We start from the raw sequence: 12,159 nt of genomic DNA, 5'->3' as shown, positions 1-12,159 counted from the left end.
TCCATCGTGACCATCTGACACGGCGGACTGGCCGGCCAGGGAACATCGCTCCTGCAAACAGCGATGGGACACATCCAGGGAGGCTCAGTCATGAAGCGCGCGACAGCAGCTGCATTTGCCCTCACCTTGGGGGTCGGCCTTGCGCCCACGGCGTGGGCGCAGACCAGTGTCCCGGGACCGGGTGCCACGCAAGGGCAGCCCCCGACCGGAGGCGTGGCCGAGAACCAGGTGCGCAGCCACCTGGAAGCCGCCGGCCTACGGAACATCCGCGACCTGACCATGCTGAGTGATGGCACATGGCGTGCCCAGGTGACCTCGGGGTCCGGCGGCAACGTCCTCGCCACGGTTGATGCCCAGGGCAACATCATGCTGAACACCGGGGTGGCGCCGGCAGCAAGCGGCACGCAAGCACAGCCGCAAGCCGCCAGCATGGCCGAGGATCAGGTGCGCAGCCGCCTGGAGGCCTCCGGCTTGCGCAATATCCGCGACCTGACCATGCAGAATGACGGGACATGGCGCGCCCAGGTCACGTCGGGATCAGGCGGCAATGTACGGGCCACGGTCGATGCCCAGGGCAACATCATCCTGAACACCGGTGTGGCGCCGGCGGCGAGTGCTGCGCAAGCGCAGCCGCAAGCCGCGAGCATGGCCGAGACCCAGGCGCGAAGTCGGCTGGAAGCTGCCGGCCTGCAGAATATCCGCGACCTGACCATGTTGAATGACGGCACGTGGCGCGCCCAGGTCACCTCGGCGCAGGGTAGCAATGTCCAGGCCATGGTTGATGCCCAAGGCAATGTCACGCTGAACACCGGACTACCGGCCGCGAGGCCGTAGAGCGCATTTCGCTCGCCTGTGCTCGCGAAGGCCGCCCTATCCCCCGGTTTTCGCGAGCATCGTCGCGCGCCTGACCGATGCTTGTCAGACGCGGTCTGCTCCAGAGCGGTTCCACCGCGGGTGGAACCGCTCTCGTATTGCTTGATCGAGCAAGTTCCCCCGTCCAGGTGATCCCACTCTGGCGGGATCTGCTTCGGGCCTCTCGGCCCAAGAACGGGCGCATTCGCGCCACCATCCGCGATCGCACAGGCGCGCAGGGGGGGGTCTGTCCGCAGTCTGATCCGGACGTTGCCTGCGCCGTCCGAGTTACGTCATGGGCGGCGGCCGGCGCGATGGCCGGTCACGGCATCGGCAGTTGGCGCTGCCGGTGCCGGTTTGCATTGTGGCGCATCCCGACGGCGTCAGTTCGTCGATCTGCCTCGTCCTTCGCCGCGCGACCGCCAAGGTGCTGCGCAGCGACGAACGACACACGGCCCATCAGGCGCCCGGCGGGTCGAAAGCCCGGATCGGCGGCAGGTTCCCAGTGAAGCGCTCGACCTCCACGCTGGTCAGCTGCCCCGTGCAACCCTGCGCCAGCGATGAGGTGCCCACATCGCGCGTCAGCACGTTCGGATTGCCATGGACGCACAGCGCCATCGCGTCCTGCGGGTCCTCCGGGTCATACCAGGCGCCGGTCGGCAACTGGACGACACCCGCCCGAACATCCACGGTCACCGTCGCCGTCGCAAGGCAGGCGCCGCGCGCATTGAACAGCCGCACGATGTCGCCCTCGGCGATGCCACGCGGGGCGGCGTCGGTGGGATGGATGCGCATCACCTCGCGACCGCGGCGCTTCATCCCGTTGCTGTGGCCGCCGAAATCGAACTGGCTGTGCAGCCGCGTCGACGGCTGGTTCGCCACCAGCCACAGGGGCCGCTCCGCCGCCGGCGCATCCACCGGCTCCATCCAGGCCGGGTGGCCGGGGCAATCGGCATAGCCGAAGGACGCGATGGTTTCGGACGACAATTGGATGCGACCCGTCCGCGTCGGCAGCGGCGCCTCCTGCGGGTCCTCGCGGAAGGCGCGCAGGATGCCGCCATCGTCATCCTCCTGCGGCAGGGCCAGGTAGCCGGCCTCCCAGAATTCATCGAAGGACGGCGCGGGCAGGCCCTTCTCGACCAGGCCCTTCTGCGTGGCGGCATACAGGTGCCGCAGCCAGCCGCGCGCATCGCGGCCCTCGGTGAAGGCATCCCGCTTGCCCAGGCGTTCGGCGAGGTCGGCGAAGATGGTGTAGTCGTCGCGCGCCTGGCCGAACGGTTCGACGACCTGGTGCATCGCCACCATCAGCGGGTCGGTCGGCGCGGCGCCGATATCCTCGCGCTCCAGCGTCATCGTCGTCGGCAGCACGATGTCGGCGTGACGCGCGGTGGCGGTCCAGGCGATCTCGTGCACTACCAGCGTCTCGACCGCGGCGAAGGCGCGGCGCAGCCGGTTGAGATCCTGATGATGGTGGAATGGATTGCCGCCCGCCCAATAGACCAGCCGGATGTCGGGGTATTCCATCCGCTTTCCGTCATAGTCGAAAGGCTCGCCCGGATTGAGCAGCATGTCCGAGATGCGCGCCACCGGGATGAAGGCCGGCACGCCGTTCCTGCCCTGCGGCAAAGCGGCGGACGGCACCGCATTATGGCGCTTGCCGTAATGCGCGATCGACCCCAGCGCATAATTGTAGCCGCCGCCCGGCAGGCCGATCTGCCCGAGCATCGCCGCCAGGACGCCCGCCATCCAGATCGGCTGTTCGCCGTGTTCGGCGCGCTGCAGCGAATGGGCGAGCACGATCAGCGACCGCTTGCCCGCCATGCGCCGCGCGAGGCCCGCGATGGCGTCCGCCGGCAGGCCGCAGATGGTGGCGGCCCAGCCGGCCGTCTTCGCCACGCCATCGGCGCGCCCGGTCAGATAGGCCTCGAACTCGTCCCAGCCCGAGCAGTAGCGCGCGATGAACGCGGCGTCGTGCAACCCTTCGGCCAGCAGCGTATGCGCCATGCCGAGCATCATCGCCGTATCCGTCCCCGGCACCGGCGCCAGCCATTCGGCGCCGGCCTCTGCCGGCAGGTCGTCGCGCAGCGGGGAGACGTTGACGAAGGCGCAGCCCCGCGCCGCGGCGGCGCGCATCGACTGGCGCTCGACATGCCGGCTGACGCCGCCCGAGGCGACCATCGAGTTCTTCAGCGCCATGCCGCCGAAGGCGACGACGATCTCGCTATGCGCCACCACCTGTTCCCAGGTCACGTTGCGCCGGGACACAGCCTCGAACGGCCCGAGGAAATGCGGCAGGATCACCGCCGAGGCACCGGCCGAGTAGGAATTGACCGACTTCACGTAACCGCCGAGCGCGGTGTTCAGGAAGCGGTGCACCTGGGATTGCGCGTGATGGAAGCGCCCGGCCGAGGACCAGCCATAGGACCCGCCGAAGATCGCGCCGGGTCCATGCGCGTCCCGCACCCGGGCGAGTTCGCCGGCCAGCAGGTCCAGCATCTTGTCCCACGCCATGGGAATGAATTCGTCACGCCCGCGCCGGTCATCCTTCCCAGGGCCGCGTTCCAGCCAGCCGCGGCGGACCATCGGCTCGGCGATGCGCGCGCGGTGGCGGATCGCCTCGGGGAAGTTCTGCAGCAGGGGGTTGGGGTCGGGGTCGCCCGGATGCGGTTCGACGACCAGCTTGCCGTCCCGCCAGCCGGCCTCGAACACGCCCCAATGGGATGAATGGGGCTTCAGCCGTGGCGGTGCGTTCATGGTCAGCTTCCTGGTCGTCCCGCGATGGCGCCCGCCATCCGCTTCAGGCCGACGAATTGTTGCCGCAGCCAGCCGCCGGTGGCCAGTGCCTCGGGCGCATCGGGGTCGCCGGTGCGCGGGAATACGTCGCGGCGGAAATCCGCCGTGCCGAACATCCAGTCCCAGATGGGCAGCAGCACCGCGTAGTTCTTGCCGTGATCGGCGGTGGACAGGATGCCGTGATGCAGCCTGTGGAAGCGCGGCGACACCACCAGCCTTTCGCCGAACCGGCCGAAGGACAGCCGGACATTGGCGTGGGACAGGCTCTCGGCCAGGCGCATGACCAGGACCAGCAGCGGGAATTGCCCCGGCGGGACGCCGATCGCTAGCGCAATCAGGCCGAACCACAGCGCCGCGAGAACCTCATCGAGGATGTGGTTGCGGTCATCGGTCCAGAAGGTCATCTGGCGCTGTGCGTGATGGATCGAATGCAGCGCCCACCACCAGCCGAGCTGATGCTGCATGCGGTGCCGCCAATACTCGCCGAAGTCGAGGATCACGACATACACAGCGAAGGCGATGACCGGATGGTCGCGCAGGCCGGGGATCAGGTTCTCGAGCGTCGGCGGCACGAAGCCGCTGTCAGCCACGGCGCCGGCCCACCAGGCCGACAGCGAATTAAGCAGCACGAAGGCCACCAGCGGCAACAGGCCGAGCCGCGTCAGCAGCGTGTAGACGATATCGGTGCGGATGGCGCCGCGATCGGTAACCGGTTCGACCGGCCGCCAGGCTTCGAGCGGCCGGCACACCACATAGACGACGAGGATCGAGAAGACGCCGAACAGTCCAAACTGGATCCAGTCGACCGCATCATCGGCCCAGTCCATCAGGCCCAGGCTGTACATGGCCGGCTGGACGATCGTCTCGAACAGCCAGGCGGTGAGGTCGTCGATGGTGCGGGTGATGAATTCGGTCATGCGGGGGCCATTCTATCGCTCTGCCGCCGCGTCGCGGAAGCGCCGCGGACGCATGGCGGTCGTGGCGGGCGCGTTCCTGGACGCGGGATCGATGCGCTGGCCTGTGACGGAACTTTTGGAGGGGCGTCGCCCCTCCAGGCATCCCACCGAAGGCCAGTGTGCCTTTGGTGGGGGCGGTCCGGAGGCGGCAAAGGCCCTACCGGCCTTCCCACCCGGCGCCGATGGAACCCTGCCCCACCAAGCGCCCGCGCCTATGGAATGCCGAATCCTGGCGCGGCGGCGAACCCGTCAGGCGGGCGGGCCGCCCAGCGCTTCCATCACGGCGGCGCGCTTTTCCATCCACCAGCCATGCTGCGGCGGCCAGCGGGCGAAGACATCCTCCGTGGTGCCCGGTTCCAGCACGCCGCGCGCCATCAGCGCCCAGTTGGAGTTGTTCATCGCCTCCCGCCCGATGGCGATCAGGTCGGATTCCCCATCCGCCAGCGCGGCCTCGGCCTGGTGCGGGCCGATGATCAGGCCGACCGCCATGGAAGCGAGGCCGGTCTCGCGCCTGATATCGGCCGCGTAGGGCAGTTGGAAGCCATAGCCGCGCGGGATGCGCTTCGACCCTGTCGCCGACCCGCCGATGCCGCCCGAACTGCAATCCACCACATCGACACCAAGCGGCTTCATGGCATGCGCGAAGGCCAGGCTGTCCTTCATCGTCCAGCCGCCATCGGCACCATCGACGGCGGAGATGCGCACGAAGACCGGCAGGTTGTCAGGCCAGGCGGCGCGCACGGCCTCGATCACCTGCAAAGGGAACCGCATGCGTCCGGCGAGGTCGCCGCCAAACGCATCGTTGCGCGTGTTCGACAGCGGGCAAAGGTGATTCATTTATGGCCGCGCTGGCTCGCAGGCTCGGGCGGCCTCGGCACGCTCAACTGCACATTCCAGCGTCAGTGTCGCTCCCGCGACTGCCAGCCTCCCGGATCGGCGGTCTGGTAGCCTACCTAGCCGAGAGCCAATGCTTCACGCGCATGATTGCGCGTAGGTCCTCCGGCTCTTCCACCACGGTCGCGTAGTACCTAAGCATTTCGCGCACGGTCTTAAGGTGAGGCGTGTGGAAAAGCCGCGAAGGGACTTTCAGGGGATGTCCCGCGCGGTAAGCACGAACATCCAGCATGTTGGTGCGAAGGACGACCAAGGCTGTGGCTTGACCCCATAGAACCTCCTGATGCCCCAAATTCTGCGGCTTTGGGAGGTGCGAACTCAACCATTGTAACGTCCTGTCGAAGTCGTCCATTAGGTCCGCAGGCACGATCAGGCCATTGATTGCTTCGATATCGATGCTCAGGTCCTCGCCAACAGGCTGACTGCGTAGCCACGCTTCGATGGCATCGATGAGGCGATCCTCCATCGCGGGTGCCGGGCTCCATTTCAGGGGCCAATCTGATCTTGGGAGCCGTGCAACGCGGCCGTCGAGGCCGATCATGACCTCGGCCGGTCCGATCTCAGTGATCAATTCTGGCACTGATTGATCCCACAGGTGCGTTCGCCAATTGGCGGCTGCGCTGCCGTCAGATGTAAGCCCGTCACGGACTTGTAGCGCGTCATTCTCGGCGCCCCGCCACGCGGACGCTCATTGCACTACCATAAGCAAATACTGATCTATCTCGATACAATGATTGGCGCGAGGTTGCGCAATCAGCAATTTTGCAGGTGCGATAATTTTGTTCATCTTTTGGTCCGTTTTCCCGCCACTCCAGATTTGGTGAGAGGAAATGGTGCAGCAGGTAGCCATGGGCGCAGTGGACTTCCACCGCATCGAAGCCGGCGGCGCGGGCGCGGCGGGCGCCGGTGGCGAAGCCTTCGACGATCGTCGCCATGCCGGCGGCGTCCAGCGCGGCCGGCGTCAGGAACCCCTCGCCGATCGGCTTGGCTACGGCCGAAACGATGTCCCAGGTGGTCTCGCCGCGCACGAACTGGTCGGGGTCAAGCGGGCCATTGCCTTCCCAGGGCCGCTGCCTCGAACCCTTTCGGCCGGCATGGCCCAGTTGCACCGCCGGCACCGCGCCCTGCGCGCGGATGAAGTCGGTGATGCGCTTCAGCGGCGAGAACAGCAGCGATCCCATGCGGGACATCCTCCTGAAGCGATTGGTTGGCCGGAGGATGGAACGGGTGGCGCTACCTCGCCAGATGCCGCCGCCGCACCAGCCGCGGCAGCAGCCCGTCCACCGGCCCCGCCAGCACCGACACTGCCCATACCCCACCCGCGATCAGCACGATCGCCGGCCCCGTCGGCACATCGGCATGATAGGACAGCAGCAGCCCCGCGACCGACGACGCCAGCGCGATCCCCACCGCCGCATAGGCCATCCCCGACACCTGCCGCGCCCAGTGCCGCGCGGCGATCGCCGGCAGCATCATCAGCCCCACCGCCATCAGCGTGCCCAGCGCCTGGAAGGCGGACAGCACGTTCAGCACCACCAGCGCCTGGAACACCATGTGCCACGCGCCGCCCCGCGCACCTGTGGCGGCGGCGAAGGACGGATCGAAGCATTCCAGGACCAGCGGCCGCCAAGCCAGTGCCAGCACCGCCAGCGTCAGCGTCGCCACACCTGCCATCAGCAGCAGCGCCGGGTCATCGACGCCGAGCACGCTGCCGAACAGGATATGCGTGATATCCGCCCCGCCGCCCCCGCCGATGGAAATGATCGCCACGCCCGCCCCCAGCGCGAGCAGATACAGCGCGGCGAGCGTCGCATCCTCCCGCCCGCCGGTCGCGCGCGACAGCGCACCGGCGCCGACCGCCACAAGCAGCCCGGCAACCAATCCGCCAAACCACAGCAACGGCGCCGAGAAGCCGGCCAGCAGGAAAGCAAGGGCCACGCCCGGCAAGGCGCCATGCGCCAGCACATCCGCCGTCAGGCTCATCCGCCGCAGCACCAGGAAAACGCCCAGCACAGGGGCAGAGACGGACAGCGCCAGGCAGCCGACCAGGGCGCGGCGGAGGAAGCCGAATTCGGTGAAGGGAGCGATCAACAGGTCGTGCATGGTGCTGTCAGAGGGGGCTTTGCCCCCTCCGAACCTCCCCCACCAAAGGCCAGGGGGCCTTTGGAATGCCGGTACCTGGCGTCGCGCAAGACGGGCGCGCGGGGTGCAAGAGGGCGGGTTGCGGCACGGGGTCTGCCCAAGGCGCCGGGCGCCCAATTGAGGTTTCCAAAGGCCTTAAGCCTTTGGTGGGGTGGGTCCGGGAGGGGCAAAGCCCCTCTCGGGGATCACGCAGCGCAGGCTTCGGCGTCGTCCGCCCAGGCTTCCGCCATCATCCGCGCCTTCAGCCGATTGGCGGCCGTCAGCGCCGTGTCGGTCGGCCCCCAGGCGATGGCGTCGCGCGCGATCAGCAGCGTGTCAGGGAATTCCCGCGCGACAAGGTCAAGGTCGTGCAGCACCGCGACGACCGTGCGCCCCTGCCCGTGCCAGTCCCGCACCAGCCGCAGCAGGTCGGCCGAGGTGCGGGCATCGACCGCGTTGAAGGGCTCGTCGAGCAGCAGGATATCGGCGTCCTGCACCAACAGCCGCGAGAACAGCAGGCGCTGCGTCTGCCCGGCCGACAGCGATCCCACAGGGCGCCTTTCGAACCCCGACAGGCCGACGGCAGCCAGCGCCTGTTCCGCCCGCTGCCGGTCCTGCGGCGATGCGCCGCGGAAGGCACCCAGTCGCGGCCACAGCCCCTGCATCACCACATCGATGCAGGCGATCGGGAAGGCACGGTCCAGTGCCGCAAGTTGCGGCAGCAGCGCGATACGGGCGGTGCCCTCAAGTGCGATGGATCCGCTCTCGGGCTTGTGAAGTCCGGCCAGGGCGCGCAGCAGCGTCGTCTTGCCTGCGCCATTGGGGCCGACCACGGCGGTCAGGCTGCCTGGCGCGAAGCGGCCCGAAACGTGGTGCACGGCGGCACGCCGACCATGCGTCAGGGTCAGGTCCTGCAGCCGGATGCCGGCGGGGGCGCGCGGTGCGGTCATGCCGCCAGCGCCCAGGCAACGCCCGCCCACACCAGCGCCGCCACGCCGCCGGCCAAAACCAGCCGGGACAGGGCGGAGGAGGACAGCGCGAGCGGATCGGTCAGGCCTGCAATCATCGCGTTATGATGTAACATGCGTTGCCTGCTGGGCAAGGGCGGTGGGGCGGCTTATCTCCGCGTGTGATGCAAGGCAGCCCCACTATACCCGACCCCGATGCCGATCTGCGCCGCAGTCTGCGGCGCCACCGGATGCTCGCCACCGGCATGCTGGCCGGCATGGCGGCGCTGCTGGTCGGCACATACGGGATGCCGCCCGGCTATTGGACGGATCTCCTGCAGGCCTCGGCCAAGGCAGGGGTGGTGGGTGGCCTGGCCGACTGGTTCGCGGTGACGGCGCTGTTCCGCCATCCGCTGGGCATTCCCATCCCGCACACCGCCATCGTGCCGAACCAGAAGGAAAGGCTGGGCCGGGCGCTAGGGCGCTTCGTGTCGTCGCATGTGTTCACCGAGGCCGAGCTGCGGCGGGTGATCGGGCGGCTGGACCTCGCGCGCATCCTGCAGCGTTTCCTGGCGGATCCGGCGGCGATGCGCCCCGCGGCGGCGGCCTTGGCGGGAAGCCTGCCGAAACTCGTCGCGAGCCTCGAGGATGGGCGGGCGCGCAAGCTGCTGGCGCGGCTGCTGCCGCGCATCGTCTCGGGCCCGGCCGGGGCGCGGCTGGTGGCCCGCGTGCTGCGCGCCTTCGTGGCATCCGGACGGCACCAGGAAGTGTTCAGCCTGGCGATCGGGCAGTTGAAGGTGCTGCTGACGGCGCGGGAGGAAGCGCTGCGGACCGCCATCGCCGCGCGCATCCGTGCCGAGGGCGGTGCGGTGATCGGCTGGCTGGCCGGCGCGCGTGTTGCGAACCGGGTGCTGGCCGCGGTGAATGCCGAGTTGGAGAAGGTCGAGCCCGAGGATTCCGACCTGCGCGCCGCCTTCGCCGAATGGCTGGGCCACGAGATCGAACGGCTGGAGACCGACCCGGAGCGCGCCGCCGCGATCGGGCGGGTGCTGCGCGAAGCGCTGGCGCATCCATCCGTCGCCGCCTGGCTGATGGATGTCTGGGGCCGGCTGCGCGCGGCGCTGGTCGCCGATGCCGCCCGGCCCGATGGGCGGACGGTGGCGCTGCTGTCGGGCGTCCTCGCCAATGCCGGCACGCTGCTCGCCGAGGATCCGGCGGCGCGCGAAAGGCTGAACCAGGCCGTGGAACGGGTGCTGATGACGCTGCTGCCGAGCGCGCAGTCGCAGTTGTCGGACTTCATCGCCGGCGTGGTCGGCAACTGGGATGCGAAGTCGGCGGCCGACAAGATCGAGCTGCGGGTGGGCGCGGACCTGCAATATGTGCGCATCAACGGGACGCTGGTTGGCTTCCTCGCCGGCGGGGCGCTGTTCGCGGTGCTGCACGCGGTGTTCGGTCGGGTGGCGGGCTGATACCAACGGCCGAATTCTTCGACCGTTGGTATCGGCTTCAGCCTGCCCTCAGACGCCGGGCGCAAACGTCCGGTTTGCTTGGCTTCCGCCGGACTACCGGCGGGCCGCCTTCGCGGCCTCGGCACGAGTCAAGCACTCGTGCCGTTGGTATGATCCCGTCGGCCGGCAGGGTCCTGGTTTTGCCCCAGGCGCCGGCGCACGCATGCGCACGACCTGCGCTGTTGCCCTGGCGAAGCGGGCGGGATGAGAACGGTCGCGCCGTGCGTTTCCGGATCGCGGCGGGGCCGCGATCCGATGGGGCCGTGGCGGGTGGTCGAGGCCCGTCAGCCTGCCCTGACAAGGCTGAGCACGGCGCCCTTGCCCCGGACTTCCGCTTCCTCGTGCTCGGCGGCCGCGATGGCGCGTTCGAGCGCCGCACGGAGTTCCTTCGCGCTGTCCAGCGACAACTCCACCCCGGCGCGCGCCGAAGGGCCGAGGCTGGTGTTGAGGAAGTCGAGCGTGATGACGTCCCCCAGCGGCGCATGCCGCGCGTGGTCATAGGCCACCACGGCCTGCGTCAGCGCAAACCAGTCGTCGCCGCGCTTGGCCATGCCGTACGCGCGCGCGATCTCGACGATCGAGGTGCACATCGCCGCGCGCCCTACGTCGCCAGGTGCTTGCGGAAGAAGGCGAACACCTTGCCCCAGCCATCCATCGCCTGTTCGGGGCGATACAGCGGCCGGTGCCAATAGAAGAAGCCGTGGCCGGCACCGTCGTAGCGGTGGAACTCGTGGTCCTTGCCGTGCTTCTTCAACGCGGCCTCGTGCTGGTTCACCTGCTCGGGGCTCGGCGCGCGGTCGTCATTGCCGAACAGGCCGAGCAACGGGCACGACAGGTCCTTCGTCATGTCGATCGGGGCGGTGGGCGTCTTGGCGTTGAGTTCCTCCGCCCCCATCACCACGCGGCCGCCCCACAGGTCGACGCAGGCATCGACGTCCTTGCGCTGCGACGCGTAGATGACAGCGTGCCGGCCGCCGGAGCAGGAGCCCAACACGCCGACCTTGCCGTTGTGGTTCGTCTGCGCGCGCATCCACGCCACCGCGGCAGCGGTGTCGCCGACCATCTGGGCATCGGGAATGCCGCCTTCGGCGCGCACCTTGGCGGCGACATCGTCCGGATTGCCCGCGCCGGCCCGCTCATAGAGGTTGGCGCAGATGGCGAGGTAGCCGTGATGCGCGAAGCGGCGCGTCGTCTCGATGTAGAGCTCGCTCCAGCCCGGCAGGTGATGGATCAGCACGACGCCGGGCAAGGGCCCGGGACCGGCGGGCTTGGCCACATAGGCCGTGATCGGGGTTCCTTCGTGGCCCTTGATGGTCACGTTCTCGCAGGTCATGCCGCGGTAGAATGACATCGGTTGTCCTCCAGGATGGTGGGGCGGGCCGCGCGGGCCAGCCGGTCCGGGCCTCATCCGCGCGGAGCGGTTCGCCCACGCCGCTGCCGCCGGAACGGGCGTCGGCATCGGAGTATTCGACGTTCACGGACCATGCGCAACGCGGTGCGGGCTTGCCGGGGCCCCGCCGCGGCGCGTCGGGATGCGACGGCGCCGTGGCCTGCCGGACCAGGCGCCGGCGCGCCCCTATGTGGCAGGGGTGCCCCTCAACGGCGCCGGATGGCGCGGACGACGCCCAGCGCCAGCCCGGCCGCCGCGCCGAGCAGCCCGGCGCCAATCGCGAAGGCAGGTATGCCCATGGCGCAGCCGCCGGAATCCCCCGGTCCACCGCAGCGCGGGTCGAGCGCGATCAGCGCCAGAGCCGCCACGCCGCCCAGCAGCGTTCCAACGACCAATCCCGCGAAGCCGAGGCCCAGGATCCGCATTGCCGTCGCCATCGCCCCGCGCGCGGTGACCTCACGCGGCGGATGGGGCAGCCAGGCGGTGATGAAGCCGGCGTCCTGGACCGCCAGGCGCAATGCCTCGGGAGGATGATCGGATTGCACGATGATGAGGCCGCGCGGCCAATCGGCATCGACATGCGCGGCCGGATCGCGGCCGCGGATCGCGCCCCGCACGGATGCATGGTCGTCGGATCCGCGCAGGCCACGCACGGACAGCAGCACGCCGCCGGGCGGGATCGTCACCGGCACCGTGGC

The 12,159-nt window shown here is 69.2% G+C and carries 13 protein-coding genes; 2 read left to right on the top strand and 11 right to left on the bottom strand.

Annotation, left to right across the window (positions count from 1 at the left end; genetic code table 11):
* The first annotated feature begins 90 nt into the window (after positions 1-90).
* Positions 91-834: a hypothetical protein gene (locus AAFN86_RS02550; protein ID WP_347541637.1), complete on the top strand. Its 744-nt coding sequence runs from the start codon at positions 91-93 to the stop codon at positions 832-834.
* A 477-nt stretch (positions 835-1,311) separates the two neighbouring features.
* Here AAFN86_RS02550 and AAFN86_RS02545 read toward each other — a convergent pair whose 3' ends face one another.
* From AAFN86_RS02545 to AAFN86_RS02510, 8 genes are all read right to left on the bottom strand, one after another.
* Positions 1,312-3,606, bottom strand: coding sequence for a molybdopterin guanine dinucleotide-containing S/N-oxide reductase (locus tag AAFN86_RS02545; RefSeq protein WP_347541636.1), 2,295 nt, complete (start codon positions 3,604-3,606; stop codon positions 1,312-1,314).
* A gap of 2 nt (positions 3,607-3,608) precedes the next feature.
* Positions 3,609-4,562: a sterol desaturase family protein gene (locus AAFN86_RS02540; protein WP_347541635.1), complete on the bottom strand. Its 954-nt coding sequence runs from the start codon at positions 4,560-4,562 to the stop codon at positions 3,609-3,611.
* 288 nt (positions 4,563-4,850) lie between these two features.
* Positions 4,851-5,438 (bottom strand): hypothetical protein, encoded by a 588-nt coding sequence (locus AAFN86_RS02535; protein WP_347541634.1) that lies wholly within the window; start codon positions 5,436-5,438, stop codon positions 4,851-4,853.
* A 112-nt stretch (positions 5,439-5,550) separates the two neighbouring features.
* Positions 5,551-6,075, bottom strand: coding sequence for a hypothetical protein (locus AAFN86_RS02530; RefSeq protein WP_347541633.1), 525 nt, complete (start codon positions 6,073-6,075; stop codon positions 5,551-5,553).
* 79 nt (positions 6,076-6,154) lie between these two features.
* Positions 6,155-6,676: a hypothetical protein gene (locus AAFN86_RS02525; protein ID WP_347541632.1), complete on the bottom strand. Its 522-nt coding sequence runs from the start codon at positions 6,674-6,676 to the stop codon at positions 6,155-6,157.
* A 52-nt stretch (positions 6,677-6,728) separates the two neighbouring features.
* Positions 6,729-7,598, bottom strand: coding sequence for a metal ABC transporter permease (locus AAFN86_RS02520; protein WP_347541631.1), 870 nt, complete (start codon positions 7,596-7,598; stop codon positions 6,729-6,731).
* A gap of 224 nt (positions 7,599-7,822) precedes the next feature.
* The gene (locus tag AAFN86_RS02515) at positions 7,823-8,566 is read right to left on the bottom strand and encodes an ABC transporter ATP-binding protein (protein ID WP_347541630.1); all 744 of its coding nucleotides are present in this window, start codon (positions 8,564-8,566) and stop codon (positions 7,823-7,825) included.
* A complete protein-coding gene (locus AAFN86_RS02510) occupies positions 8,563-8,700 on the bottom strand; it encodes a hypothetical protein (RefSeq protein ID WP_347541629.1) in 138 nt (45 codons plus the stop codon). Before AAFN86_RS02510 ends, AAFN86_RS02515 begins: the two co-directional genes overlap by 4 nt.
* 114 nt (positions 8,701-8,814) lie before the next feature.
* On the opposite strand from AAFN86_RS02510, the gene AAFN86_RS02505 reads away from it, so the two are divergent.
* Positions 8,815-10,032, top strand: a complete 1,218-nt coding sequence (locus tag AAFN86_RS02505) for a DUF445 domain-containing protein (RefSeq protein ID WP_347541628.1) — start codon at positions 8,815-8,817, stop codon at positions 10,030-10,032.
* Between the two features lie 323 nt (positions 10,033-10,355).
* On the opposite strand, the gene AAFN86_RS02500 is transcribed toward AAFN86_RS02505, so the two are convergent.
* From AAFN86_RS02500 to AAFN86_RS02490, 3 genes are all read right to left on the bottom strand, one after another.
* The gene (locus tag AAFN86_RS02500; protein ID WP_347541627.1) at positions 10,356-10,661 is read right to left on the bottom strand and encodes a DUF6295 family protein; all 306 of its coding nucleotides are present in this window, start codon (positions 10,659-10,661) and stop codon (positions 10,356-10,358) included.
* 11 nt (positions 10,662-10,672) lie between these two features.
* Positions 10,673-11,422: a dienelactone hydrolase family protein gene (locus AAFN86_RS02495; RefSeq protein ID WP_347541626.1), complete on the bottom strand. Its 750-nt coding sequence runs from the start codon at positions 11,420-11,422 to the stop codon at positions 10,673-10,675.
* A gap of 245 nt (positions 11,423-11,667) precedes the next feature.
* On the bottom strand, positions 11,668-12,147 hold the full coding sequence (locus AAFN86_RS02490; RefSeq protein WP_347541625.1) for a hypothetical protein: 480 nt from the start codon (positions 12,145-12,147) through the stop codon (positions 11,668-11,670).
* Positions 12,148-12,159: the final 12 nt, after the last annotated feature.

This window comes from Roseomonas sp. CAU 1739 (genome assembly GCF_039839775.1).
GTDB lineage: Bacteria > Pseudomonadota > Alphaproteobacteria > Acetobacterales > Acetobacteraceae > Neoroseomonas.
The sequence above is the reverse complement of the archived record's forward strand: the minus strand, read 5'-3'. Positions and strand labels throughout refer to the sequence as shown.

Excerpts from the sequence above, each read along its gene's own strand:
- AAFN86_RS02525 (WP_347541632.1), bottom strand. The coding sequence starts at position 6,676 with ATGGGATCGCTGCTGTTCTCGCCGCTGAAGCGCATCACCGACTTCATC.
- AAFN86_RS02535 (WP_347541634.1), bottom strand. The coding sequence starts at position 5,438 with ATGAATCACCTTTGCCCGCTGTCGAACACGCGCAACGATGCGTTTGGC.
- AAFN86_RS02510 (WP_347541629.1), bottom strand. The coding sequence starts at position 8,700 with ATGTTACATCATAACGCGATGATTGCAGGCCTGACCGATCCGCTCGCG.
- AAFN86_RS02545 (WP_347541636.1), bottom strand. The coding sequence starts at position 3,606 with ATGAACGCACCGCCACGGCTGAAGCCCCATTCATCCCATTGGGGCGTG.
- AAFN86_RS02550 (WP_347541637.1), top strand. The coding sequence starts at position 91 with ATGAAGCGCGCGACAGCAGCTGCATTTGCCCTCACCTTGGGGGTCGGC.
- AAFN86_RS02505 (WP_347541628.1), top strand. The coding sequence starts at position 8,815 with ATGCTCGCCACCGGCATGCTGGCCGGCATGGCGGCGCTGCTGGTCGGC.
- AAFN86_RS02540 (WP_347541635.1), bottom strand. The coding sequence starts at position 4,562 with ATGACCGAATTCATCACCCGCACCATCGACGACCTCACCGCCTGGCTG.
- AAFN86_RS02515 (WP_347541630.1), bottom strand. The coding sequence starts at position 8,566 with ATGACCGCACCGCGCGCCCCCGCCGGCATCCGGCTGCAGGACCTGACC.
- AAFN86_RS02520 (WP_347541631.1), bottom strand. The coding sequence starts at position 7,598 with ATGCACGACCTGTTGATCGCTCCCTTCACCGAATTCGGCTTCCTCCGC.
- AAFN86_RS02500 (WP_347541627.1), bottom strand. The coding sequence starts at position 10,661 with ATGTGCACCTCGATCGTCGAGATCGCGCGCGCGTACGGCATGGCCAAG.
- AAFN86_RS02495 (WP_347541626.1), bottom strand. The coding sequence starts at position 11,422 with ATGTCATTCTACCGCGGCATGACCTGCGAGAACGTGACCATCAAGGGC.